General features: G+C 70.5%; 18 protein-coding genes, 1 tRNA gene and 2 pseudogenes. 14 read left to right on the forward strand and 7 right to left on the reverse strand.

Going from position 1 to position 24,354, the window contains the following annotated elements:
- The first annotated feature begins 1 nt into the window (after position 1).
- From GA0070618_RS23175 to GA0070618_RS23195, 5 genes are all read left to right on the forward strand, one after another.
- The gene (locus GA0070618_RS23175; protein ID WP_157748991.1) at positions 2-1,072 is read left to right on the forward strand and encodes an ABC transporter substrate-binding protein; all 1,071 of its coding nucleotides are present in this window, start codon (positions 2-4) and stop codon (positions 1,070-1,072) included.
- Complete coding sequence (locus tag GA0070618_RS23180; protein ID WP_088983506.1) at positions 1,069-2,847, forward strand: ABC transporter permease subunit; 1,779 nt, start codon at positions 1,069-1,071, stop codon at positions 2,845-2,847. The genes GA0070618_RS23175 and GA0070618_RS23180 overlap by 4 nt, the downstream gene beginning before the upstream one ends.
- Positions 2,847-3,938 carry an ABC transporter ATP-binding protein gene (locus GA0070618_RS23185; RefSeq protein WP_088983507.1) on the forward strand — a complete coding sequence of 364 codons (1,092 nt, stop codon included), beginning with the start codon at positions 2,847-2,849 and terminating at the stop codon, positions 3,936-3,938. The genes GA0070618_RS23180 and GA0070618_RS23185 overlap by 1 nt, the downstream gene beginning before the upstream one ends.
- Positions 3,939-3,949: 11 nt before the next feature.
- A complete protein-coding gene (locus tag GA0070618_RS23190; RefSeq protein ID WP_170107885.1) occupies positions 3,950-4,711 on the forward strand; it encodes an IclR family transcriptional regulator in 762 nt (253 codons plus the stop codon).
- A 117-nt stretch (positions 4,712-4,828) separates the two neighbouring features.
- Positions 4,829-6,301: an NAD-dependent succinate-semialdehyde dehydrogenase gene (locus tag GA0070618_RS23195; RefSeq protein WP_088983509.1), complete on the forward strand. Its 1,473-nt coding sequence runs from the start codon at positions 4,829-4,831 to the stop codon at positions 6,299-6,301.
- 3 nt (positions 6,302-6,304) lie between these two features.
- Here the strand turns inward: GA0070618_RS23195 and GA0070618_RS23200 are convergent, their stop codons facing one another.
- From GA0070618_RS23200 to GA0070618_RS33630, 3 genes and pseudogenes are all read right to left on the reverse strand, one after another.
- Positions 6,305-6,547: a hypothetical protein gene (locus tag GA0070618_RS23200; protein ID WP_088983510.1), complete on the reverse strand. Its 243-nt coding sequence runs from the start codon at positions 6,545-6,547 to the stop codon at positions 6,305-6,307.
- Positions 6,548-6,761: 214 nt separating this feature from the next.
- Positions 6,762-6,951 (reverse strand): annotated as a pseudogene (locus tag GA0070618_RS23205) (DUF397 domain-containing protein).
- 51 nt (positions 6,952-7,002) lie between these two features.
- Positions 7,003-7,176, reverse strand: coding sequence for a hypothetical protein (locus GA0070618_RS33630; protein WP_157748992.1), 174 nt, complete (start codon positions 7,174-7,176; stop codon positions 7,003-7,005).
- Positions 7,177-7,263: 87 nt separating this feature from the next.
- On the opposite strand from GA0070618_RS33630, the gene GA0070618_RS23210 reads away from it, so the two are divergent.
- Positions 7,264-7,626 carry a hypothetical protein gene (locus GA0070618_RS23210; protein WP_143740379.1) on the forward strand — a complete coding sequence of 121 codons (363 nt, stop codon included), beginning with the start codon at positions 7,264-7,266 and terminating at the stop codon, positions 7,624-7,626.
- Between the two features lie 86 nt (positions 7,627-7,712).
- Here the strand turns inward: GA0070618_RS23210 and GA0070618_RS23215 are convergent.
- Positions 7,713-7,903 (reverse strand): annotated as a pseudogene (locus GA0070618_RS23215) (DUF397 domain-containing protein).
- A 23-nt stretch (positions 7,904-7,926) separates the two neighbouring features.
- On the opposite strand from GA0070618_RS23215, the gene GA0070618_RS33635 reads away from it, so the two are divergent.
- Positions 7,927-8,094, forward strand: coding sequence for an aldehyde dehydrogenase family protein (locus GA0070618_RS33635; RefSeq protein WP_197701606.1), 168 nt, complete (start codon positions 7,927-7,929; stop codon positions 8,092-8,094).
- Between the two features lie 62 nt (positions 8,095-8,156).
- On the opposite strand, the gene GA0070618_RS23220 is transcribed toward GA0070618_RS33635, so the two are convergent.
- Positions 8,157-8,873 (reverse strand): TetR/AcrR family transcriptional regulator, encoded by a 717-nt coding sequence (locus GA0070618_RS23220; protein ID WP_088983512.1) that lies wholly within the window; start codon positions 8,871-8,873, stop codon positions 8,157-8,159.
- Between the two features lie 116 nt (positions 8,874-8,989).
- On the opposite strand from GA0070618_RS23220, the gene GA0070618_RS23225 reads away from it, so the two are divergent.
- From GA0070618_RS23225 to GA0070618_RS23255, 7 genes are all read left to right on the forward strand, one after another.
- Complete coding sequence (locus tag GA0070618_RS23225; RefSeq protein ID WP_088983513.1) at positions 8,990-9,973, forward strand: NAD(P)-dependent alcohol dehydrogenase; 984 nt, start codon at positions 8,990-8,992, stop codon at positions 9,971-9,973.
- An 88-nt stretch (positions 9,974-10,061) separates the two neighbouring features.
- The gene (locus GA0070618_RS23230) at positions 10,062-10,490 is read left to right on the forward strand and encodes a Fur family transcriptional regulator (RefSeq protein WP_088983514.1); all 429 of its coding nucleotides are present in this window, start codon (positions 10,062-10,064) and stop codon (positions 10,488-10,490) included.
- A gap of 22 nt (positions 10,491-10,512) precedes the next feature.
- Positions 10,513-12,786: a catalase/peroxidase HPI gene (gene katG, locus GA0070618_RS23235; RefSeq protein ID WP_088983515.1), complete on the forward strand. Its 2,274-nt coding sequence runs from the start codon at positions 10,513-10,515 to the stop codon at positions 12,784-12,786.
- A 268-nt stretch (positions 12,787-13,054) separates the two neighbouring features.
- The gene (locus tag GA0070618_RS23245) at positions 13,055-14,632 is read left to right on the forward strand and encodes a hypothetical protein (RefSeq protein WP_231931417.1); all 1,578 of its coding nucleotides are present in this window, start codon (positions 13,055-13,057) and stop codon (positions 14,630-14,632) included.
- A 173-nt stretch (positions 14,633-14,805) separates the two neighbouring features.
- Complete coding sequence (locus tag GA0070618_RS23250) at positions 14,806-15,282, forward strand: DUF2690 domain-containing protein (RefSeq protein ID WP_157748993.1); 477 nt, start codon at positions 14,806-14,808, stop codon at positions 15,280-15,282.
- Between the two features lie 97 nt (positions 15,283-15,379).
- A tRNA-OTHER gene (locus GA0070618_RS33640) sits at positions 15,380-15,439 on the forward strand.
- 846 nt (positions 15,440-16,285) lie between these two features.
- Positions 16,286-17,821, forward strand: a complete 1,536-nt coding sequence (locus GA0070618_RS23255; protein WP_088983519.1) for a TROVE domain-containing protein — start codon at positions 16,286-16,288, stop codon at positions 17,819-17,821.
- A 148-nt stretch (positions 17,822-17,969) separates the two neighbouring features.
- On the opposite strand, the gene GA0070618_RS23260 is transcribed toward GA0070618_RS23255, so the two are convergent.
- Both GA0070618_RS23260 and GA0070618_RS23265 read right to left on the reverse strand, forming a co-directional pair.
- Complete coding sequence (locus tag GA0070618_RS23260; protein WP_088983520.1) at positions 17,970-22,370, reverse strand: S8 family serine peptidase; 4,401 nt, start codon at positions 22,368-22,370, stop codon at positions 17,970-17,972.
- A gap of 350 nt (positions 22,371-22,720) precedes the next feature.
- On the reverse strand, positions 22,721-23,956 hold the full coding sequence (locus GA0070618_RS23265) for a MalY/PatB family protein (protein ID WP_088983521.1): 1,236 nt from the start codon (positions 23,954-23,956) through the stop codon (positions 22,721-22,723).
- Positions 23,957-24,354 lie beyond the last annotated feature (398 nt).

Below are 24,354 nucleotides of genomic sequence, written 5' to 3' on the forward strand. Positions count from 1 at the left end.
TATGCGAACATATCTCGACTCGACCAGGAGTCGACGTCTCGTCGGCGCCGTGCTGGCGACGGTCGTCGTGGCTGTGGGCAGTCTCACGGCCTGCTCGGAAGCCGGCGGCGGTGAGAAGGGGTCGATCACGTACGCCGGCTTCGGCGGCACCTACGAGGAAGCCGTCAAGGCGGCGCTCTTCGACCCGTACTCGAAGGAAACCGACGTCAAGGTCCTCTACGACAGCAGCGGCTCGGACGTCGCCAAGCTGGTGCAGATGTCCAAGTCCGGCTCGATGAACCTCGACCTGATCGACGCCGAGGACTCCTCGCTCGCCCAGTTCATGGCCGCCGACATCCTGCAGCCGATCGACACCAAGAGCCTCGAGGGCTTCGCCGACCCGAGCGCGGTCACCGAGTACTCGGTGCCGTGGTACACGTTCTCGCGGAACCTGTTCTGGAACAAGGACGAGGTCCCCGGCGGTCTCGACTCCTGGGCCGACCTGTTCGACACGAAGAAGATCCCGGGCAAACGCGGCCTGGTCGCGCTGCCCTGGGGGATCCTCGAAGGTGCCCTGATCGCCGACGGCGTCCCGGTCGACCAGCTCTACCCGCTCGACCTCGACCGCGCCTTCGCCAAGCTCGACACCATCCGCAAGGACACCGTCTTCTTCCCGTCCAACGGTGACCTCCAGAACGCCATCTCGCAGGGCGAGATCGCGCTGGGCTACGGCAACCTCGCGCGGATCAAGAGCATCGCCGAGAGCGGCGCGGTGCCGCTGGACTACACCTGGAAGGGCGCCGTCCTCTCCGTCCAGCAGCTCGTCATTCCCAAGGGAGCGCCGGACCAGCCGGACGCCTTCGAGGCGATCAAGTACTCGCTGAAGCCCGAGGTCCAGACGGCGATGATGGAGAAGCTCGGCTACACGCCGTCGCTGAAGTCGGTGCTCGACGGCCTCGACGCCGAGACCCGCGCCGACCTCCCCGGCACCCAGGAAACCGCCAGCGACGAGACCTTCCGCATCGACGTCGACTGGTGGGCCAAGAACGGCGCGGACGTGCTCAAGCGCTGGCAGGACTGGCAGAACGCGTGACCACCACCCGCACGTCACCGGACCTGGCGGAGCCGGCCTCCCGCGCCACGGGGGGCCGGCGCCGCCGCCCGCGCGGCTGGGACCTGAGCGGCGTTCCCGCAGCCGTGGTGGTGGCCGTGGTCTTCGTGCTTCCGGTCGCGATCCTCTGCCTGCGCAGCGTGACCGAACCGACCTTCGGCCTGGAAAACTTCACCCGGCTCCTCGGGCACGCCGGCTACCGCGACAGCATCGTGCGGACGATCCTGATCTCCGCGGTCGCGACGTTCCTGGCGCTGCTCTTCGGCTACCCGATCGCCTACCAGATGGTGCACGGCGGCAGGTGGCTGCGCACCTTCCTGACGGTGGCGATCATGGCGCCGTACCTGACCTCGATCCTGCTGCGGTCGTTCTCCTGGCTGGTGATCCTCGGCCGCCAGGGCCCGGTCAACAAGCTCGTCGCGCAGTTCGGGCTGGAGCCGATCAGCATGGTCTTCACGCCGATCGCGGTCGTCGTCAGCCTCTCCCACTACCTGCTGCCCCTGATGATCCTGCCCCTGGCCGCCACCATGCGCTCGCTCGGCGACTCGCGGACACGCGCCGCGACCAGTCTGGGCGCCGGGCCCGCCCAGGCGTTCGTCCGGATCTACCTGCCGCTGACCAAGCCCGGCATCCAGGCGGGAGCGGTCCTCTGCTTCGTCTACGGCATCGGCGCGTTCGTGATCCCCGCGCTCCTCGGCGGTTCCGAGGGCAGCATGCTCGGCTCGCTGATCCACAGCGCGATCAAACAGAGCGGCGACTACGGCCTCGCCTCGGCCGCCGCCCTCGTGCTCGGCGTCCTGGTCCTGGCCATCGTCGCTGTCTTCCAGCGGCTGACCGGGATGTCGACGACCGAGCTGGCCGGGCGGTCCGGCACCGCGGCGATCCGCTCCGCCCGGGCCCGGCGTGGCGGCGGACGCGTGCTCAAGCTCGCCGGACGCGCGGCCGGCGGACTCGACCGCATGGGCGTCACCCGCAGCCACCGACTGCCGAAGGTCCTGGCCGCGGTCCTCGGCGCCCTCGTGCTGGCCCCACAGTTCATCGTCATCCCCATCTCGTTCGCCTCCACCAAGGCGCTGGTCTTCCCGCCGGTCGGGTACTCGACCCGGTGGTACACGGAGTTCTTCACCGCGAGCTGGCTCGACCCGCTCGCGGTCAGCGTCCGGATCGCGTTCTTCGTGACCGTAATCGCCGGAGTGCTCGGGACGCTTGCCGCGATGGGCGTCGTCCGGGGAACGGTCCGCCGGTGGGGAACGGCGACCTCGACGCTGATGATGCTGCCGCTGCTGTTCCCGACGGTGGTCGCCGCTGCCGGCTTCTACGTGGAGTTCGAGCGGATCGGGCTCGTCGACACCGAGCTGGGGATCATCCTGGCCCACGTCACGTTGGCCCTGCCGTTCGTGTTCAGCGTGGTCAGCGCGGGCCTCCGCTCGCTCAACCCGGTCTACGAGCGGGCCGCGTCCAGCCTGGGCGCGAGCCGGACGGTCCAGCTGCGTCGGATCGTGCTGCCGCTGATCGCCCCGTCCATCGCCACCGCCGCCCTCTTCGCGTTCCTGACCTCGTTCGACGAGTCGACGGTGGCGATCTTCCTCTCCGGCGTCCACGTCAAGACGCTCCCCAAGCGGATCTTCGAAGCGCTCTCCCTGGAGACCAACCCGACCGTGGCGGTGATCTCCGTCTTCGTCATGGCCTGCGCCGCCGTCATCTGGCTCGGCTACGCGCTGTTCCGCCGCCTCACCCGGACCCCGAGGAGCAACTGATGACCGTCCGCCACGGCGCGATCCACTTCGACAACGTCCGCAAGGAGTACGGCGACCACGTCGCCGTCGACGACCTCACCCTCACGATCGAGCCGGGTGAGTTCTTCACCGTGCTCGGCCCGTCCGGTTCGGGGAAGACCACGACCCTGATGATGCTGGCCGGTTTCACCGAGCCGACCTCGGGGGCCATCCGCGTCGACGGCACCGACATCGCGCACGTGCCGAGCGACAAGCGCAACATCGGGGTCGTCTTCCAGGACTACGCGCTCTTCCCGCACATGTCGGTCCGCGACAACCTCGCGTTCCCGCTGGAGATGCGGAAGGAGCCGCGTGAGGTCATCGCCGAGCGGGTGCAGCGGGCGCTCGACCTCGTCGACATGTCCGCCGCGGCGGACCGGCTGCCCGACCAGCTCTCCGGAGGTCAGAAGCAGCGGATCGCGGTGGCGCGGGCCGTCGTCTTCGACCCGGCGTTCCTGCTCATGGACGAGCCGCTGGGCGCCCTCGACCGCAAGTTGCGACAGCGTCTCCAGGTCGAGCTCCGGCAGCTCCAGCAGGCGTTGCAGGTGACGATGGTCTACGTCACCCACGATCAGGAGGAGGCGATGTCGATGTCCGATCGCGTCGCCCTGATGAACCACGGCCGGATCGAGCAGATGGGGACGCCGCGTGAGCTCTACGAGCAGCCCCGGTCCGCCTTCGTCGCGGACTTCCTCGGCACCAACAACATGCTCACGGTCCGTCCCGAGGCCCCGGGGCGGCTGAGCGTCGAGAACGGCGGCCTGCTGTCCCTCGACGACGACCGGAGCCTGCCCGCCGACGCGTCGGTGGCCGCCGTGCGTCCGGAACGGATCGCCCTGACCGACGTCGCGGCTGCCCCGCCCCAGGGATTCAGCCACTGCACCGGGAAGGTCACGCACCGCCTGTACCTCGGCTCGCACACGATGTACACCGTCCACTCTGAGACACTCGGCCCGGTACGGGTACAGATGCAGCACGACGACGGCGAGCATCCCTACCGAACCGGCGAGACGGTGGGCATGATCTGGCGGACACGTGACGTGAACGTGTTCGGCCCGACGGCCGAACGATGAAGGAGGCCCTGGTGACCGAGGTGGAATGTGAGCCGGTGGAGCAGCGTGGCGTCAGGTCGGTGATCCGTGCGCTCAACCTGCTCTCCGCAGCCGCCCGCGGGAGCCGGACCCTCACCGAGCTCGCCGGCGCGGCCGGTGTCAGCCTGAGCACCGCCTCGCGGCTCCTGGCCACCCTGAGGATGGCCGATTTCCTTCAGCAGGACGAGGACGGCCAGTTCGTCCCCGGGCCCGAGCTGACCGCGCTCCTGTACGCCAGCGACCAGTGGTCGGGAATCCGCAAGCTCGCCGGTGAGGCCGCCGTCAGCCTGCGGGACGAGCTCGACGAGACCGTGGCGTTCTTCGTCCGTGCCGGGAACGACCGGGTCTGCATCGAGTCGGCGGAGTCCGCCCGGCTCGTGCGGAGGGTCTGTCATCCCGGTGAGCGCGGGCCGGTGTACCTGGGCGCGGCGGGCAAGGCCCTGATCGCGTTCGGCAACGCCGAGCACGGGTACCTCGGTCTGCCGCCGGGCACCGAGGAGTTCACGACGGAGTCCGGGGCCGTGCGCACCCTGGCCGACCTGCGGGCCGAATGCGCCGCCATCCGGGAACAGGGCATGGGCTACAGCGGTCGCGAGTCGACCGAGGAGTCGTGGGCGGTCGCGGCGCCGGTCTTCCGGGGCGAGGTCCTGCTCGGCGTCCTGGCCGTGGTGGTGCCGATGACCCGCTCGGACGAGCAGTACGTCACGAAGGTCCAGGCGGCGCTGCGGCGGGCGGCGGCGGCTGCCAGCCGCTGAGCCCTCCGGCCACCGTCACCCGCGCCCGGAGCCGCCGGTCTTCGGATCGCCCCCGATCAAGTCGCCGGACCCGGTGCGACTGTCCCCACCCGACGATGCCGAGGAGTTCGTTCGCCCATGCCCGGACGTGTGCTGCCTGGACCCGATCAGCGTGGCCTATTCATCGGGGGTCGCTGGCGCGAGGCGGAGGAGGGCGCCACCTTCACGGTCCGCGACCCGGCCGACGGGTCCGTCCTCGCCTCGGTCGCGGACGGCTCGGTCCGGGACGCGGTCGAGGCCCTCGACGCCGCCGTCGCCGCCCAGCAGGACTGGGCGGCGAGCGCGCCGCGTGACCGGGGGGAGATCCTGCGCCGGGCGTTCGACCTGATCCGGGGCCGGACGGACGAGCTGGCCGAGCTGATGAGCCTGGAGATGGGCAAGACGGTCGCCGAGGCCCGGGGCGAGGTCGCCTACGGCAACGAGTTCTTCCGGTGGTTCTCCGAGGAGGCGGTCCGTATCCACGGCCGGTGGATGCACGCTCCCGACGGAGCCAGCCGCCTGCTCACCGTCCGCAAGCCGGTCGGCCCCTGCCTCCTCGTCACGCCGTGGAACTTCCCGATGGCGATGGGGACGCGCAAGATCGGTCCGGCGGTCGCCGCCGGCTGCACGATGGTGGTCAAGCCGGCCGAGCTGACGCCCCTCACGATGCTCGCGTTGGCGGACATCCTCCACGAGGCCGGGCTGCCACCGGGTGTCTTGAACGTCGTACCGACCTCTCGTGCCGCCGAGATGAGCAAGGCGCTGATGGCGGACCCGCGACTGCGCAAGGTGTCCTTCACCGGATCCACCCCGGTCGGACGGCAACTCGTCCGTCAGTCCGCCGACCAGTTGCCGCGGTTGAGCATGGAACTCGGCGGCAACGCCCCGTTCCTCGTCTTCGCCGACGCCGACGTCGATGCCGCCGTCGACGGCGCGATGCTCGCCAAGATGCGCAACATGGGCGAGGCGTGCACCGCCGCGAACCGTTTCCTGGTCCATGCCGACGTCGCGGAGGAGTTCGCCGGGAAACTGGCCGAGCGGATGGGCCGGTTGGTCGTCGGTCGCGGTCAGGACCCGGGTGTCGACGTCGGTCCGCTGATCGACGAGCGCGCCGTCCACTCCGTGCACCGGCTCGTCACCGACGCGGTCCGTGACGGTGCCCGCCTCGTGGTCGGTGGCTCCGCTGTGGAGGGGTCGGGCTACTTCTACCGTCCCACCGTGCTGCTCGACGTCCCTCCGGGCTCGGCGATCAACGGTCAGGAGATCTTCGGGCCCGTCGCTCCGGTCAGCGTGTTCACCACCGAGGAGGAGGCGGTACGCCGCGCCAACACGACCGAGTACGGCCTGGCCGCCTACGTCTTCACCCGTGACCTCGCCCGGGCGGTCCGGTTGGCCGAGTCGCTGGAGTACGGGATGGTCGGTGTCAACACCGGGTTGATCTCGAATCCGGCCGCGCCGTTCGGTGGCATGAAGGCCTCGGGGTTCGGTCGGGAGGGTGGCTTCGAAGGGATCGAGGAGTACCTGGAGACCACCTACGTGGCGCTGCCCGCCACGGGGCGACAGGCTGGTTGATCGTCACCCGTGAGTCTGGCCGGCGGTCCAGTCGAGCGTCGACTCGCCGCCCGGGTAGGCGAACGACGATCGCGGTGAGTAGAAGTTCCAGACGATCTCGAGCGGTTCGGCCAGGTGCAGCGCGTGGACCGGGTGGTCGGGTGCCAGGAACTCCAGCGGCATGAATCGGTGGCTGCGACGGAAGGTCCCGCTGGCGGAGTCCAACCTGTGCGCCGCCGCGTCGCCCAGCACCTGCACGTACACCACCGTGACCAGCTACCGGGCCAACGGGCAGCCCTTCCAGGTCACCATGCCCGCCGCTGCCGACCTCGCCTCGGAGAAACTGACGATCGGCTACACCGACGTCGGCGACCCTGGTGGTCTGCTCTCGGCGGCCCAGATCTACGTCTACGACGTCACCTACGCACGAACCGTGACCGAGCCGGCGTCCATTGCGGACGCCGGCTCGTCGTGTGCGGGGTCAGTTGTGGTGGGTGAACCGGGTGACGAAGGCCCGCCAGGCGGTGGGGGAGAAGGTCAAAGCCGGGCCGTCCGGGTCCCTGCTGTCGCGTACGCCGACGGCGCCCGCGAGGTTGTCGGCCACCTCCGCGGTTTTCGCCGTTGCCACTGCTGCGGCTGCTCTTGCGCCAGATCGCGCCGGCCAGGTCCATGTCCCCACCACTTCCGCGATGAGGTCGACTGACTGCCAGTGGGACAGGGCCTCACCCCGGACGTTCTCCCATGCGGCCAGCATCGCCACGAATGTCGTCCGGTTCGTTGACCACCTGACCCCGGACCTGGGTTTTCAGATAGGCGGCGGTGCGGTGGTCCGGGCTGCTGGCCAGCACGAACGGTCCGATCATCTCAGTGTACAAATCAACCATGAACGTGGTCACGTGTGCCAAATCGGACCCGGCCGGATCGGAGCCGAGCCGCCAGCTCAACTACCAACCGGTGTGCTCGTGCTGACTACGGTGGCCCCGGTGAACACGAGTGCGCGTGAGATTGCGGATGGGTACCGCGCTGCGGACAGTTACGCCGGTGCGGTCTCTGTGTGGCGGCAAATTTTGGGCTCGGCGGCTGTTTTTTGCGGTGCCGTCAGCGTTGGCTTGGCGACGTCGTCCGTCGGGCCGATCCTGCGGGCGGTGGCCATGCTCGCCTTCCTGTCCGGCTTCGTGGGGATGGTGCGCCTGTTCGTCGTTGGCCTGCGGTTGGACGCGGAGTTGGATCCCGATCCGCGCACGCCTGAGGCGGTGAAGTGGTGGTTTTGGCTGTTCACCCTGAGGGACGTGGTGACACCGAGGTCCCGATGGAGGGTGCCTCGCAGGGACGAGGGTGTGAACTGACCCGAGCCGGCGGCCCGTCGTCATCTCACCAGGAATCATGATTGAGCCGGCGTCCATTACGGACGGCCGGCTCGTCGTCGACGGGGTTAGCTGTGGTGGGTGAACCGGGTGACGAAGGCCCGCCAGGCGGTGGGGGAGAGGTCAGCGCCGGGCCGTGCGGGTCCTTGCGGTCGCGTACGCCGACGACGCCCGCGAGGTTGTCGGCCACCTCCACGCAGTCGCCGCCGTTGCCGCTGCTGCGGCTGCTCTTCCGCCAGATCGCGCCGGTCAGGTCCATGTCGCCGCCACTTCCGTGATGAGGTGACTGACTGTCAGTGGGAGCGGGCCTACCCGGACGTTCTCCCGGCCGCGCCGTTCGGGGGCATGAAGGCCTCGGGGTTCGGTCGGGAGGGTGGCTTCGAAGGGATCGAGGAGTACCTGGAGACCACCTACGTGGCGCTGCCCGCCACCATGCCGCACGCCACTTGACGGCCATCGGCGTCCAGGCAGGCTGAACCCACCTCGGGCGGCCGGGCCTCGTCCTGACCCGCTCACCGGGGGCGGTGCGACGACGTCCACCCCTGCTGTCGCAGCCGTTCGATGCCGTCCAGCAGCAGGTCCAACGCGAACTCGAACTCGAACTGGTCGTCGCAGCCCTGTCCCACGACCGACGCGTCGTCGTGGGACGCCGCCGTGGCGATCTCCGCGAGGTGCGGAAACCGGGCCGCGGCCTCCGGTGGTAGGCCCGTCGGCGGGTCCGCGCTGGTCGTGCCGGACCGGCCGGCGCGCCGGGCGGGGTCGAACAGTTCCTGGCTGAAGCCCAGGATCCGGCTGCCCATCGCGTGCATCACGTGGTGGGCGAGGTTGGCGGAGAACCCGCCGGCCCGGAACGTCCCGACCATCGAGTCGAGGTAGGCGAGGATGGCCGGCGTCGCCATGTTCCGTGACTCGATCGCGAGCGGCGCCCAGGGGTGGCGGAGCAGCATCTGCCGCGCCGAGAGGATGCGCGCGCGGATCGTCCGCTTCCAGCCGACGCCGGGGGTCGGCGGGTCGATCTCGCCGACGACCACGTCGATCATGCCGTCGAGCAGTTCGTCCTTGTTGGCCACGTGTTTGTAGAGGGCCATCGGCACGACGCCCAGGTCCTGGGCGAGGTTGCGCATGCTGAGCGACTCGATGCCGGTCCCGTCGGCGAGCGCGACGGCGGCGTGCAGGATCCGTTCCCTGCTCAGTGGCGTCCGGCGCAGCGTCTCGGCCTGCTCAGCCATCTCGGTCCCGTCTTCCGGCAGCGGTGGAAAAAACCATAACCGCCTTGACCGGTGTACGGCGTACACCTACCGTGGGTCGCATGGAGGTGTACGCCGTACACCCGAGGGAGGAAACGATGAAGGCGATCGTCCAGGACCGGTACGGCCCCCCGGAGACGCTCACGCTCGCGGGCGTCGACACGCCCGTGCCGGCCGACGATGAGGTGCTCGTGCAGGTCGAGGCCGCCGCGCTCAACGCGTACGACTGGCATGCCATGCGGGGCGACCCGCGGATGGCGCGGTTGGCCATGGGGCGGTCGCGGCCCCGTGCCCGCATCCGGGGCCGCGACTTCGCCGGCCGGGTCGAGGCCGTCGGTGCCCGGGTGCGACAGGTGCGCCCGGGTGACGCCGTATTCGGCGACCTCGGCGACGCCAACGGCGCGTTCGCGGAGTACGTGTGCGTGCCCGAGACCCTGGTCGCGCCGCAGCCGGCAAACCTGACGCCGCAGCAGGCGGCCGCCCTGCCGCTGGCCGGTGTCACCGCGCTGACCGGACTGCGTGACGTCGGGCGGGTCGAGCCCGGCCACCGTGTCCTCGTCAACGGCGCCTCCGGTGGCGTCGGCACCCTCGCCGTCCAGTTGGCCAAGGCGCTCGGCGCGACCGTGACCGCCGTGTGCAGCACCCGCAACGTCGACCTGGTCCGCTCCCTCGGCGCCGACCGCGTCGTGGACTACACCCGGGACGACTTCACCCGCGACGACCGCCGCCACGACGTCGTGTTCGATCTGGTCGGCAACCGCTCGCTCACCGCGCTCCGGCGGGCGCTGACCCCGACCGGCACGCTGGTGCTCTCCGGCGGCGGCGTGTACCGGGGCGGCAGCCTCGTCGGACCGGTCTGGCTCCTCACCCGCGGACAGCTGCTGGCGCCCTTCGTCCGGCACCGCATCGTCACCCTGACGGCGGTCCCCGGCCGGCAGCACCTCGACGCGCTCCGCGCCTACGCCGAAGCCGGCCGCCTCACCCCGGTCATCGACCGGACCTACCCGCTCCACGAGGTGCCCGAGGCCATCCGGTACCTCGAAGGTGAACACGCACGGGCGAAGGTGGTCATCACCGTCTGACCCGCCGACCGCACCGCAACCGGGGGAAGCCGACAGAAGATGGCCCAGCAAAACTTGATTCATTCCAGAACAGTGCTAGGTTCGTCGTATGACGGCCGACTTCGAGACCCAACTGCGGGCGGTCTCGTTGCGCGTGACCAAACCCCGGTTGGCGGTGCTCGCCGCACTGCGTGACCATCCGCACGTCGACACCGACACGGTGATCGCGCTGGTCCGGGCAGACCAGCCCACGGTCTCCCACCAGGCGGTGTACGACGTCCTACGGGCGCTCACCGACGCCGGGCTGGTGCGGCGCATCCAGCCGGCCGGCGCGACCGCCCGGTACGAGTCCCGGGTGGGGGACAACCACCACCACGTCGTCTGCCGCTCCTGCGGCGCGATCGCCGACGTCGACTGCGCCGTCGGCCATGCTCCCTGTCTCACCGCCTCCGACGACCACGGCTTCGTGGTCGACGAGGCGGAGGTCGTCTACTGGGGCACCTGTCCCGACTGCGCGACCGACCGCATCTCCCAGTGAACCGCCAGCCGGAAGGAAGTAGATGAGCGACCAGAACAACGTCCCATCCAGCGCGCAGGGCGTGGACAAGAAGGAGGCGGCTGGCTGCCCGGTCGCGCACGACTCCGTGACCGCGCACGGCAGCGAGAGCGAGAACCCGGCGATCGACTCGCCGACCCCGAAGACCGGCGGTCGTCCGCGCACCAACCGGGACTGGTGGCCCAACCAACTCGACCTCTCGGTGCTGCACGCCCACTCGTCCAAGGGCAACCCGCTGGGGGAGAGCTTCAGCTACGCCAAGGAGTTCGCCAAGCTCGACGTCGAGGCCCTCAAGCGGGACATCGTCGAGGTCCTCACCACCTCGCAGGACTGGTGGCCGGCGGACTTCGGCCACTACGGCGGCCTGATGATCCGGATGAGCTGGCACGCCGCAGGCACCTACCGCATCGAGGACGGTCGTGGCGGCGCCGGTGACGGCGGCCAGCGGTTCGCCCCGCTCAACAGCTGGCCGGACAACGCCAACCTCGACAAGGCCCGCCGGCTGCTCTGGCCGGTCAAGCAGAAGTACGGCCAGAAGATCTCCTGGGCCGATCTGCTCGTGCTCGCCGGCAACGTCGCCCTGGAGTCGATGGGCTTCAAGACCTTCGGCTTCGGCTTCGGCCGGGAGGACGTCTGGGAGCCCGAGGAGATCTTCTGGGGCCCGGAGGACACCTGGCTCGGCGACGAGCGCTACGCCTCCGAGAAGGAGATGGTGGCCGGCGTCGGGGCGACCGAGATGGGCCTCATCTACGTCAACCCGGAAGGCCCGCGCGGCAACGCCGACCCGCTCGCGGCGGCGCACTTCATCCGGGAGACCTTCGCCCGCATGGCGATGAACGACGAGGAGACCGTCGCCCTCATCGCCGGCGGCCACACCTTCGGCAAGACCCACGGCGCGGGCGTCGCCGACGACCACGTGGGCCCCGAGCCCGAGGCCGCCCCGCTGGAGGCGCAGGGCCTGGGCTGGCTGAGCACCCACGGCAGCGGCAAGGGCGGGGACACGATCACCAGCGGTCTCGAGGTGACGTGGACCGACAAGCCGACGCAGTGGAGCAACCGCTTCTTCGAGATCCTCTTCGGCTACGAGTGGGAGCTCACCACGAGCCCCGGCGGCGCGAAGCAGTGGGTCGCGAAGGACGCCGAGGCGATCATCCCGGACGCCCACGACCCGTCGAAGAAGCACAAGCCGACGATGCTCACCACCGACCTGTCGCTGCGCGTCGACCCGGCGTACGAGAAGATCTCGCGCCGTTTCCTGGAGAACCCCGACGAGTTCGCGCTGGCCTTCGCCAAGGCCTGGTACAAGCTGCTGCACCGCGACATGGGTCCGGTCAGCCGCTTCCTCGGACCGTGGGTCCCCGAGGCGCAGCTGTGGCAGGACCCGGTGCCGGCCGTCGACCACGAACTCGTGGGTGACGCCGACGTCGCCGCCCTCAAGGCGAAGGTGCTGGAGTCCGGCCTCACCACCGCCCAGCTGGTCTCCACCGCCTGGGCCTCGGCCGCCAGCTACCGGTCCACCGACAAGCGCGGTGGCGCCAACGGCGCGCGGATCCGTCTCGAACCGCAGCGCAGCTGGGAGGTCAACCAGCCGGAGCAGCTCGCGACGGTCCTGGCGACCCTCGAGGGCATCCAGCGGGAGTTCAACGACGCCGGTGGCGCGAAGATCTCCCTCGCCGACCTGATCGTGCTGGCCGGCTCGGCCGCCGTCGAGAAGGCGGCGCGCGACGCCGGCGTCGAGGTGACCGTGCCGTTCCGGGCCGGCCGCACCGACGCCAGCCAGGAGGAGACCGACGTCGAGTCCTTCCGGGTCATGGAGCCGCGCGCCGACGGGTTCCGCAACTACCTGCGGCCGGGCGAGAAGACCCAGCCGGAGGTGCTGCTCATCGACCGCGCCTACATGCTGAACCTGACCGCGCCGGAGATGACCGCCCTCGTCGGTGGTCTGCGGGCCCTCGGGAACAACGTCGGCGGCACGTCGCACGGCGTCCTCACCGACCGGCCCGGTGTGCTCACCAACGACTTCTTCGCCAACCTGCTCTCCCCGGGAACCCGGTGGAAGGCGTCGGAGTCCGAGGAGCACGTGTACGAGATCCGGGACCTGGCCACCGACGAGGTGAAGTGGACCGCCACCGCGGTCGACCTCATCTTCGGCTCCAACTCCCAGCTCCGGGCCCTCGCGGAGGTCTACGCCAGCGAGGACGCGCGTGAGAAGTTCGTGGCCGACTTCGTCGCGGCCTGGACCAAGGTGATGGAACTCGACCGGTTCGACCTCGCCTGATCCAGCCTGAACCGACGGGCCCCGGCCGATCCACCAGCGATCGGCCGGGGCCCGTCCGTCTTGGGCTCGGTCGTCCGGGCCGGGTCCTTCCCGCCGTCAGTTCACCGGGCCTGGCCGTCGACCCGCTGGCCGAACGGTCGCCGGCAGGTCAGACTGGACCGGCTGGAACGGTGCTGCCTCCCCATTCGTGAACGGTCGTACCACGTCAGCCGCCGCACGGAAGTGGTACCCGGCATCGCCCACACCCGCTTCGAGGAGTGAGGTGGACGTGGCAGACCTGATCTTCGGACCACGATGGTCGAACCGTAGCGCGTTGGGATGGTTGTTGCGGGTCAACCGCCTGCCGCACTACGGATCGGCGGCGGCCTTCTGCCGGCAGTTCGGCGGTGGCTGCTGGTCGGGCCCGGTGAGCCCGTCGATGATCTCACGCTGGGAGACGGGCCGGATCGCCGTGCCGTACCTGGCGGTACGGCGGTACGAGGAACTGCTCGGTATCCCGCCGGGAGGGCTGACGTCGCTGGTCAACGCGCTCGGCCGGTACGCCATGGTGGACGCTTCCGTGCCGTCGATCCTGCGTGCGCCGACACCGCGGGCCGACGCCCGTCGGGCCACCCTGGACGCGCTGGTCGAGAAGGCGTGTTCCCGGGACGCCATGTCGGGGGACGAGTGGGACCGGTTGACGACGGCGATCAGCGCCACCCCGGATCTCCTCCTGGTGCCGTCCTCCTGCTGGCGCACGGTGACCGACCGGCTGCTGACGGAGATGCTCGTCGCCACCGACATCGGGTGGACGCAGCGTTTCGAGGGCTTCCACCGGCTGCTCGGCCACCCGGTCGGCGCACGTCACGCCATCGCCTCCTGTGCCGACCTGGCTCGTGACCCCACCAACCAGGCACCCTTCGAGACGGTCAGCATCCTGGACGCGAGTCGTCATCCCGATGCGAACGCGCACCTCCTGCGCCAGGTGGCGGAGCCGACGAGTGACGCGACCCGGTACGCGGCCCTTACCGCCTGCGTACGGAAGCTCCGTTACGGGCACTTCGGGCCGGCGGAACGCAGGCGGCTCGCCACCCAGTGCCGCCTGCTCGTCACCGGAGACTCGGGACCCGCCGACGCGGCGCTTCTGGCCGCCCACCTGCTGGCCGAAATGGGCGCCGGACGGGCGTCCGCCACCGCCCCGGTCCCGCCCGTCGCGGGTGCCGTCCGGCGCGCGACCGGGACGACCCCGGCCGCCGCCGCGCGGGCGGTGCTGTGCCGACGTGTGCTCGGGACGGTGGTCAGCCGGATGCCCGAGGGGCAGACCGCCAGCGGGGACGCGATGCTCCGAGCCGCCGTGGCGGAACTGCTCTTCAGCCCGGTCGCCGACCGCCGGTTCCAGGCGCTGTGGATGCTCCGGTCGACCCCGTACGGTGCGCACCTCTGCGCGGCGCTCTGCGCCGAACTGAGGAGCCCGGCGGTCCGGGGCGACGCGGGACTGGCGACCGCGATGGTCTCGGCGCTCCGGATGCACACCGGGCCGGCGGAGCGGGCCCTGCTCAGCGAGGTCGCCGTCGCTGCCGGCACGCCTGCCCCCGTCGTCGTCGCGGCCGTGGGTGTCCTCGGCGACACCACCGGACGGAGCACCGAGGGGCTTGCCCCGGTGCTGGCGTTCCACGTGTCCCGATGGCTCGACACTGGTGCCCCGGTCCACCGGGCGGCGGTCGACCGGGTGGTGTACGGGCTGGGCATGGCGATGGACGAGCCGGCGCTGCGACGTGTGCGCGACGATCCCCGTCTGTCGGCCTCCAGCCGTGAGGCCGCGCGTTGGTGGCTGAACCTTCCGGGACATCTCCGGTCGAACGGCTGAACACCGTCTTCCGGCAGGCAGTCCGCCGGAGCCGGTACGGAACCGTCCTTGCACGATCCGTCCGGGTGTGCAACGCGAGCTTCGGCCGCCCTGTCCCGGGCCTAGCGTCGACGGCAGGTCGAGCAGCCCGGCGCGGCATCCCGCCCCGCTGGCGGAACCGAATGGAGACCTCGATGAGAATCAGACCCCTGGCGGCCACCGCCACCAGCGCGACCATCGGCCTCGCGCTGGCCCTGGCTCCCGTCACCCCGGCTGCCGCGTACAGCGGCTACGGATACGACAACCAGGACCCGTACGCCACCGGCTGCGCCTCGTCCCAGGTGCTGCTCGAGACGGTGGACATCGGGACGTACTCGGGCGTCAGCGTCGGCACCGGCTATCTCTGGTACAGCCGCAGCTGCGGCACGAACTGGATTTCCGTGCGGACGAAGTACGCCTCGCCGAGCGGCTGGGCCGGCGGTATCACCACGAACATCTACCGGGACACCCCGTCCGGACAGGCACTGTTCACCTGGACGCGACCGTGGGTCGCCGGTGCCGTGAGCTGGAGCGACATGCTCTACGCCCCGGTCGAGTGCGTCCGTGCGGTCGGCTCGGTCGACTCCGACCACGGGGTGGGGGTGGGCTGGATCCACCAGCCCGGCTGCTGAGCGGGCACGGTCGGTCGGCGGGTGCGGCCCAGCCGCCCAATCTGGCTTGCTGACGCGGGCGCGGTCCCCTACCGTCCTCTTCGGCACCTCCCGGTGCGCAGGCAACGGCTACTTCCGCTCTCAACGGGGAGCCGCGGGTTCGAATCCCGCTGCCGCTTCGGCGGTATCGACCAGAGGCCCAGGTCACCTTGGCCCGCAAGGGCCAGTCGCCGTCGCCGCCGTGGTCTCGGGAGGTGCCGGCAACGCCGCACACCCGGTGCGACGGTCACGGCTACTTCTCTGGTAAGGGGCCCTCGTGGCCCTGCGGTTCAAGTCCGCTGACGCCGTGTCCAACCTCGACCTCGGGTGTGCGGCGTCATCGGTTCCGGGGCCGGAATCGTCTTGTCGCCCCGGTGGCGGCGCACGTAGGCTGACGCCGCACTTCCCGGTGCGAAGGTGACGGTTCCTTCTCTCACCAAGCCCGTCGCCGATCTCGGGCTCGGGAAGGGCCACGCCGTACACCCGGTGCGCAGACGACGGATACTTCTAATCTATGGGTCGGGGGTTCGAATCCTCTCCAGCCCTTTTGCGGCTGGTAGCTCAGGGGCAGAGCAATAGGCACTTCCGTCGTCGACTCTCGATCTCGGGTGTGCGGCGTGATCGTGTCTTGTCGCCCATGATCACAGGATGACAAACCCGGTTGCCCGGCCGTCGTCGCCGCGGCTAGCGTCCTACCCGCACTTCCCGGTGCGAAGGTGACGGTTACATCTTGGAGAGGCTCCAGGGCCTCGGTGAAGAGCCCGTCCGTCACCGGATTCTGATCTCGGGAGGCGCGACCACGCCGCATATCCGGTGCGCAGGCAACGGTTACTTCGGGATCCGCAGGTTGGGGGTTCGAGTCCCCCGAATGCCTTCGGGCTGATAGCTCAAGCGGACAGAGCGGCGGACATAGTCCGTGGCCGACTTCTGGTCTCGGGTATGCGGTGTGGTGGCGTCTCCCCGTCTTCGACCGAATGGGGGCGTGATGGCCAAGTTCAACCTCAAGCTGCGCCGGAACCGGCACGAGACCGATGCCGTGACGGCCGAGGGCGCGCCGGGTTTCAGCCGTGAGCCGCGCGCCGAGCTCTTCCTGCTGGCCGTGTCCAACATGGTCGGCGAGCACACCTTCTACGAGGGCGCCGCCGACCGGGACGCCCGCTTCCGTGACCTGGTCGCCACCGTGGCGGTCGCCGACCCCGAGTGGTTCGGCCGGTTCGTGCCGTGGCTGCGTACCGGCGCGATGCTGCGGACGGCCTCGGTGGTGGCGGCCCTGGAGGGCGCCCGCGCGCAGGTCGCCGCTGGCATTCCCGGCTCGCGGACCGTGGTGGACGCGGCGTTGCAGCGTGCCGACGAGCCGGGTGAGGCGCTGGCGTACTGGCTGGGCCGGCATGGCCGGGCGATGCCGAAGCCGGTCAAGCGGGGCGTCGCCGATGCCGTGGTGCGGCTTTACCACGAGCGCAGCCTGCTCAAGTACGACTCCGACAGCAGCGCGGTGCGGTTCGGTGACGTCATCGACCTGACCCACCCGAAGGCGCGGGACGAACGGCAGGGCGACCTGTTCCGGCACGCGCTGGACCGGCGTCACCAGCGCGACAACCCGCTGCCGGCGTCGCTGGCGGTGCTGGCGGCCCGGGCCGAGCTGATGGCGTTGCCGGTCGAGCGGCGTCGGGAGGTCACCGACCCGGGGGTGCTGGGCGCGGCCGGCATGACGTGGGAGGCCCTCGCCGGCTGGCGGCAGACCGCGATGGACGCCGCGGCCTGGGAGGCGGTCATCCCGACCATGGGGTACCTGGCGTTGCTGCGTAACCTGCGCAACTTCGACCAGGCCGGGGTCGGCGACGCCGTCGCCGAGACCGTCGCGGCGAAGCTGGCCGACCCGGGCGAGGTGGCGAGGTCGCGCGTGCTGCCGATGCGTTTCCTGTCGGCGTACAACGCGGCACCGAGCCTGCGGTGGGCGTACCCGCTGGAGAAGGCGTTGCAGCACGCGCTGGCGAACGTGCCGGCGCTGGACGGGCGGACCCTGATCCTCATCGACACCTCGGGGTCGATGAACAGCGGGTTCAGCAAGGACGGCACGCTGCGCTGCTGGGACGCGGCCACGGTGTTCGGTCTCGCGCTGGCCGCCCGCGCGCGGGACGCGACGGTGGTGTCGTTCTCCAACGACACCCGGGTGTTCCCGGCGGTGGCGGGGGAGTCGGTGCTGTCGGCGGTGCGCCGGTTCAAGGACGGTGGCTACTTCTACGGCGGCGGGACCCAGACCGAGAAGGCGGTCCGGGCGCACTACGACCGGCACGACCGGGTGGTGATCCTCACCGACGAGCAGGCGCACTGGCACGGCTCGGCGGACGTGGCGGCGGCGGTGCCCGCACAGGTCCCGGTGTACACCTGGAACCTGGCCGGGTACCGGGTCGGGCACACGCCGACGGTCGGCAACCGGCACACGTTCGGCGGGCTCTCCGACGCCGCGTTCGCGATGATCCCGCTCATCGAGGCCGGTTCCCGCGAGCGGTGGCCGTTCTGACGTCCCGGGTGGTAGCAGGGGTCCCCTGCTACCGCCTGGTGATGAGCAGGGGACCCCTGCTACCACCTGAGCACCCGGACCGGAACGCGCTCCGGCCCCGCCCGGTCGGAACCAGGCGGGGCCGGAGTTCGTCAGCCGGCGCTACGTGTCAGCAGCCGGTGGCGGAGAGGTTGAAGTCCTCCACCGTCGGTGCGCTGGTGTTGAGCTTCGTCTGGCGGGTCTGCGGCTTCCACCCGTCCTTCGCGACGATCAACGTCAGCGGGTTGTTCCGCCGGTCCATCCAGTAGGCGTACTTGCCGGCACCGTCGGTCTGGAACGTGTACGACGACGCCCACGAGTCCACCTGCACGGTCGCTCCCGCGATCGGCGCGGTGGCGCCCTGGCAGCTCGTGCCGGTGACGGTGCCGGTCAGCTTGGCCCACGTGGTCGGCTGCTGCGCCACCATGGTCACGGCGACCGGGTCGACCGTGTACGGGGTGTTCTCCCCGATCGTGACCGCCGCGGAGTACGTACCCGGCTGGTCGACGTTCGCGGCCAGTCCGACGGTGACCGTGACCGCCTCGCCGGGGGCCAGGGTGGCCGCCGTCTTGTCGATCGTCATCCAGCTGACGTCGGCGGCAGCCGCGGCGCAGCCCTCGAAGCCGGGCAGCGCCTCGCTGTCCGGGGTGGCCGTGAAGCTGCCCGAGGAACCGCCCACCTTGTAGAACCCGCACGCCGCGCCGCCCCGGTACCGGGCGGTGTTGGCGTTCGGCAGGGCCGACCAGGCGTTGCCGGCCGGGTCGTAGGAGAAGCCGGCGTTGGTGATCGCGCCGTCCTGCGAGCCGCCGACGACGATCAGCTTGCCGTTCGCGGTCGCGTACGCGCTGGCCCAGCTCGTGGCCGGCGCGTCGGCGATCGCGGTCCAGCTGGCCGCGCCCGGGTTGAGGGCGTAGCTGGCCTTCTGCGGGTTCGTGCCGTCGTTGCCGCCGGTGCAGTACACCACCCCGTCGATCCCGCCGCAGGAGGCGAAGGCGACCGACTTCGGGTAGTCGGGCAGCGCCGCCCAGCTGTTACCGGCCGGGTCGTACGCGACGACGTCGTTCGACATCGGCGTGCAGCTGGCGGTGGTGCAACCGCCGACCGCCAGCAGCTTGCCACCGACCACCGCCGCTCCGGCGGCCGACCGTGGCGCCGGGTTGTCGGCCAGCTCCGACCAGGTGTTCGCGCCCGGGTCGTACGACCAGGTGGCGGCGTCCGGGCCGGACGGGCCCCAACCACCGGTGGCGATGATCTTCCCGCCGACGACACCCACCGTCATGGCGTTGCGTGCCTCGGGCAGGTCGGCGATCGCCGTCCAGGCCTGGGTGGCCGGGTCGTAGACGTAGTTCTTCTTCGACGAGGCCGTTCCGTTGCCACCGCCGATCGAGTACACCTTGCCGCCGAGGGTGACCACCGCGTTGTCCATGACGTTGCTCGGGTAGTCGGCGATGTCCGTCCACGGCGCGGCGTGCGGGCCGTTCGCCGCCGGCATCGCGCCGGTCCCCATCCGCGAGGCCGCCGCGAACGACGTCGGGGCGTTGAGGCGCACCCGCTGGGCACCGGTCGAGGCGAGGATCTGCTGCTGGCTGATCCGCGATCCGTCGGCGCGCAGCAGCTCGAAGCCCTTGTCCTGCTCACCGAAGGTGACGTCGACCGGCGCGCCGCCGGTGTTGGTCACGGTGAAGGACTTGGTGGTCTTGCCGGTGGGCATCCGCAGCGTGGCGGAGACCGCGCTCGGCTTCACCGACAGCCGGCCGGCGGCGAGCTGGAAGTTCGCGGCGGTGGCCCAGTCGGCCTCGACGTCGATCGACTTCGCCTGGTTGACGTAGCCGGAGGCCTTGGCCGTGAACCGGTGGGCACCGGTCAGCGACGAGAACATCCAGTAGAAGCCGTCCGCGAGCTCGGTGTCGTCCGGCGTCGCCACGGTGGTGGCGGTCTCCGCCGGCCGGTCGTTGCTGGTGACGGTGGCACCGTTGACGTAGCCGTTGGTGTTCTTGTCGCGGACGTGGCCGAGCACCAGGCCACCGTTGACCGGCTGGCAGACGATCTGGCTGCCGATCAGCACGTTGTCGACCTGCCACCACCAGTCGTAGGAGCCGACGTGGTAGTGGAACCGGACCTGGACCTGCGACTTGCCGGCGGCCTGCGGGATCGCCACCTCGGTGACCTTCGGCCCCCGGACGTCCGCCGTCTGCCGGAGCACGTTCGTCCAGGTGGCACCGCCGTCGATGCTCAGGTCGACGTCGGCGTTCTCACCACCGAGGTGGTTGAAGTCCTGGTTGAAGCGGATGACCGGCGCGGTGACGCCGGTCAGGTCGACGACCGGGCTGACCAGCGAGGTGTTCTGCTGCTTGCCGCTGCCGTACTCGTCGCTGTCGATGATGGCGAAGCCGCCCGTGCCACCGGTCAGGTTACGGCGGGCACCCGGGTCGTTGAACTGCCAGACGAGCCCGCTGTTGATGTGGTCGACCACCGTCCAGCCGGCCGGCGTGGTGGTGCCGTCGAAGGTCTCGTACACACCGTCCGAGCCGTTGCGGTATCCGGGCGCGAGCGAGCAGGAGTCGCTCTTCACCGGTACGTCGACGTTGGCGACCACGTTGGCCGAGCCGACCACGACGTCCTTGGTCACGGTCTGGTAGCCCGGGTACTGGGGCTCGACCGTCAGCTTGTACGTCCCACCGGCCGGCAGGGTGAGGCTGTAGCGGCCGTTCGCGGGCGCGGTGTAGTCGGAGACGCCACCGGCGCCGGCCACGGTCACCTTCGCGTAGAGCGGCCAGCCGTGTCCGGAACCGTCGCTGACCCGGCCGCTCACCGTGACGCTGGGGACCGGGGTGAGCGCCACGTTGACCGTGGTGGTCGCACCGGTGGTGACCGTCGCCGGGACGGTCTTGCTCCCGTAGCCGTACGCCGTCACGGCGACCTGGTAGTCACCGGCCGGGAGCAGCGAGGAGTACGTGCCGTCGGCGGCGGTGGTCAGCGTGCGGTCCGCCGGACCGGTCAGGGTGACGGTGGCGCCACCGAGCGGCGCGCCGGTGTCCGCGTTGGTCACGGTGCCGGCGAGGGTGCCGGTGTCGCCGACCGGCGCGGCGTTGAGCAGGGCCAGCGCGTCCAGCCGCCCCTCGCCGAACACGTTGTTGTCGTCGTCGGTGCCGCCGCACTGGCTGGCCGGCGTGTCGACCGCCGAGCCGTCGAGCAGCGCGCGGGTCGCCGGGACGTCGCCGACCAGCGCCGGTGCCGCCGACCAGAGCAGCGCGATCACGCCGGCCAGGTGCGGTGCGGCCATCGAGGTGCCGTTGTAGCTGGCGTAGCCGTTGCCCGGGATGCTCGACCGGACGTTGACGCCGGGGGCCGCGATGTTCGGCTTGATCTCACCGTCCTGACCGGCGCCCCGGCTGGAGAAGCTGGCGATGTTGTTGTTCACGTCGTACGCGCCGACGGAGTAGTTGGCGGTCCGGCTGCCCGGCGACCCGCTGGTCTGGCAGGCCGAACCCTTGTTCCCGTTGGACCAGGTGCCGAAGATGCCCGACGCCGTCCAGGCCAGCGTCACGTCCTCCATGAACGGGTCGTTGGAGGGCAGCGTGGTTCCCCAGGAGTTGTTGATGATGTTCGGCCGCTTGCTCGCGTCCGGGTTCTGACCGTTGAGGTCGGTCGGCTCGAGCATCCACTCGCCGGAGGTGATGAGCGCCGCGTCGCTGGGGCAGCAGCCGTTCGCCGCGATCCACTTGACCTCGGGCGCGACGCCGATCTGGTTGGCGCCGGCCTCGCCGGCCATCGTGCCCATGGTGTGCGTGCCGTGGCCGTCGGTGTCGCAGGGGGCGGTGGCGCACTCCCCGGCCGCGTCGAACCAGTTGTAGTTGTGGTCGAACGTGCCGTCGCCGTTGTTGCCCCGGTAGGAGCCCACCAGCGCCGGGTGGTCGAACTGCACGCCGGTGTCGATATTGGCGACCGTGATACCGGCGCCCTTGACGCCGTACTCCGACCAGACGTCGTCGGCATTGATGTTGGCGATGCCCCACTCGACCGCGTTGACCGTCTTCTGGTCGTCGCCGTCGGTCCGCTTGGGCACCTCGTAGACCACCGGGGCGTACAGTCCCTCGACCTCGCCGTGCGCGGCGATGTCCTGCGCCATGGTCGACGAACCGCTGCTCACCTTGATGGCGTTGCTCGCCCAAAAGGTCTCGTACTTGACGCCGGCCTTGTCGAGCTTGGCGCGGACCTTCGCCTGGCTCTCGGCGGCCGTCTTCTTCAGCGCCGCCGCGACTGCCGTGCCGCGCTCGTTCCAGTCCTTGATCGCGCTGGCCTTGCTCAGGTCCGCGCGCGGTCCGAACCGGATCCAGAAGTCCGTCTCTTCCTTGGCCGAGAACGCCTTGGTAAGCTCGGAACGGACTTTGCCCTCCACTGAGGACGAATCACCCGGCGCGGCCAGCGCGCCGGATCCGGTCGCGGCCAGCCCCGACACGGTGAGCACCAGCGCCGCACCGGCGCTGACCAGCGAGCGCCCGAGGCGTCGCGGGTTTGTACGTTTTGACATGCGTGCTTTCTCCTAGCGAGAACGATCCTGAGTTGATCGAGCCATGGTGGAGAGAGCAAAGAGGGTCTCCCTGGGTATGAGCAGGGACGGGCGGCCCTCTGTGCCCGGGCACTTTGCGGATCTACGCCAGCGGCCCCGGGACTGACACTAGGATCAAGATGATCGCCGATCAATATTTTGCGCGGCAAAACCTTAGGAGATCTTTAAGGACATCGGCGGCCGTCTGGAGCAAAACGCCCACGGTCGTGCCGTGGGCAGCCCGTCTGCCCTGCTCACCTGTGCCATGCCCCTCGGCTTCACATCTCGACCGATATAAATCGGAATTTGGATGCCGGAAAACCGAATCAGGCTCAGCCCGCCGACGAGGGCAGCGCGTCGACCGCCCGGCCCATGCGGGTGACGGCCTCGGTGAGGATCGCGGGGGAGGTGGCGAAGTTGAGCCGCACGAAGCCGGTCCCGCCGGTGCCGAAGACGTGCCCGGAGCTGAGGGCGACCCGCGCGTGGTCGAGGAACATCCTGGCCGGACCGGCGAGGTCGCTGACCACGCCGGGTTCGCCGGTCGGCACGTCGGTGGCGATACCCAGTCGGGTGCAGTCCAGCCAGGCGAGGTAGGTGCCTTCGGGGCGGTGGTACCCGACAGTGGGGAGATGCTGGGTCACCAGCGTCTCCAGCAGCGTCCGGTTGGCGTCGAGGCCGTCGAGGAGGAGATCGAGCCACTGCTCGCCGGCGTGGAACGCGGCGGTGTGCGCGATGACGCCCAGGTGGCTGGGCCCGTGACCGACCTCTTCCGGCAAGCGGTCCAGGTCGGCGGCGGCCCAGGGCCCGGCGACCGCGAGCGCTGCCTTCAGGCCGGCGAGGTTCCAGGCCTTGGAGGCCGAGGTCAGGGCGAACGCGTACTCGGCGCCGGGCACTGTCAGGTACGGGGTGAAGTGCGCTCCGGGGAGCACCAGCGGGGCGTGGATCTCGTCGGAGATCACCCGTAGCCCGTGCCGGTCGGCCAGCTCGGCGACGGCCTCCAGTTCGTCCCGACGGTGGACGACGCCGGTCGGGTTGTGCGGGTTGCACAACAGGAACGCCGGCCGGCGGCCGGCGGCGCGGGCCCGGTGGAAGGCGTCGTCGAGGGCGGCGAGGTCCATCCGCAGGTCCGGTCCGAGCGGAGCCTCGATCACCCGCCGGCCGGCGTGGCCGACGAAGGCGTAGAAGGGCGGGTAGACGGGGGGACAGACCACCACCGCGTCGCCCGGATCGGTGACGAGCCGGAGCACCTCGACGACGCCCATCATCACGTCCGGCACGACCGTGGTGCGGTCGACGCGGAAGTCGTGCCAGCCCCAACGCCGGGCGGCGAACTCGCCGAGCGCCTCGGCGTACGCCGTTCCGTGCGGGTAGCCGGTGTCCCCGAGGTCGATCGCGCGGCGGAGCGCGTCGGCCACCGGCGCGGCGAGGGGCACGTCCTGCTCCGCGACCCAGAGGGGGAGCACGTCGGACGGGTGCGTGCGCCACTTCACGCTGGTGCGCTGCCGGAGTTCGTCCAGGGTCAGCGAGGTGAGCGGGTTCGCGGTGCCGTCGGCGGCAGGCCGTGCCATGCGAGCCACCCTAGTACGACAGTGGCACCGGGTGATCCCGACCTGGCCGCTCCCGCCGGGCGGTCCCGGCGGCCCGCACCGCGCGCCTTCGGGGTCCGGCGGTCGCACGCCAGCCTGTCGTCCCAGCCAGGACGGTCCTTGACCCTTGGTCTATACCAGTATTAGCGTACGCCGCATCTGCCCGAACCTGCGGGCGGTCCGGACACCGAGCGCATGCCCGCCAGCCTGCGTCGCGGTCACCGACTCGATGAGGAGAAGGGCTGATGGCTACTAGACGAAGTACGAACCGACGGGCTCGCGTGGCTGCACTTCTGGTGGTTTGTCTGGCTTCCGGGGGAGCCGTCCAAGCGCCGGTCACGGCAGCGGCGCCGGCTGTGTCCGGGCCGTCAGGTGGAGAC

This window comes from Micromonospora echinospora (assembly GCF_900091495.1).
GTDB lineage: Bacteria > Actinomycetota > Actinomycetes > Mycobacteriales > Micromonosporaceae > Micromonospora > Micromonospora echinospora.

Coding starts and splice junctions, on each gene's coding strand:
- GA0070618_RS23175 (WP_157748991.1), top strand. CDS start 2: ATGCGAACATATCTCGACTCGACCAGGAGTCGACGTCTCGTCGGCGCC.
- GA0070618_RS23185 (WP_088983507.1), top strand. CDS start 2,847: ATGACCGTCCGCCACGGCGCGATCCACTTCGACAACGTCCGCAAGGAG.
- GA0070618_RS23195 (WP_088983509.1), top strand. CDS start 4,829: ATGCCCGGACGTGTGCTGCCTGGACCCGATCAGCGTGGCCTATTCATC.
- GA0070618_RS23220 (WP_088983512.1), bottom strand. CDS start 8,873: ATGGCTGAGCAGGCCGAGACGCTGCGCCGGACGCCACTGAGCAGGGAA.
- GA0070618_RS23225 (WP_088983513.1), top strand. CDS start 8,990: ATGAAGGCGATCGTCCAGGACCGGTACGGCCCCCCGGAGACGCTCACG.
- GA0070618_RS23230 (WP_088983514.1), top strand. CDS start 10,062: ATGACGGCCGACTTCGAGACCCAACTGCGGGCGGTCTCGTTGCGCGTG.
- katG (WP_088983515.1), top strand. CDS start 10,513: ATGAGCGACCAGAACAACGTCCCATCCAGCGCGCAGGGCGTGGACAAG.
- GA0070618_RS23250 (WP_157748993.1), top strand. CDS start 14,806: ATGAGAATCAGACCCCTGGCGGCCACCGCCACCAGCGCGACCATCGGC.
- GA0070618_RS23255 (WP_088983519.1), top strand. CDS start 16,286: ATGGCCAAGTTCAACCTCAAGCTGCGCCGGAACCGGCACGAGACCGAT.
- GA0070618_RS23260 (WP_088983520.1), bottom strand. CDS start 22,370: ATGTCAAAACGTACAAACCCGCGACGCCTCGGGCGCTCGCTGGTCAGC.
- GA0070618_RS23265 (WP_088983521.1), bottom strand. CDS start 23,956: ATGGCACGGCCTGCCGCCGACGGCACCGCGAACCCGCTCACCTCGCTG.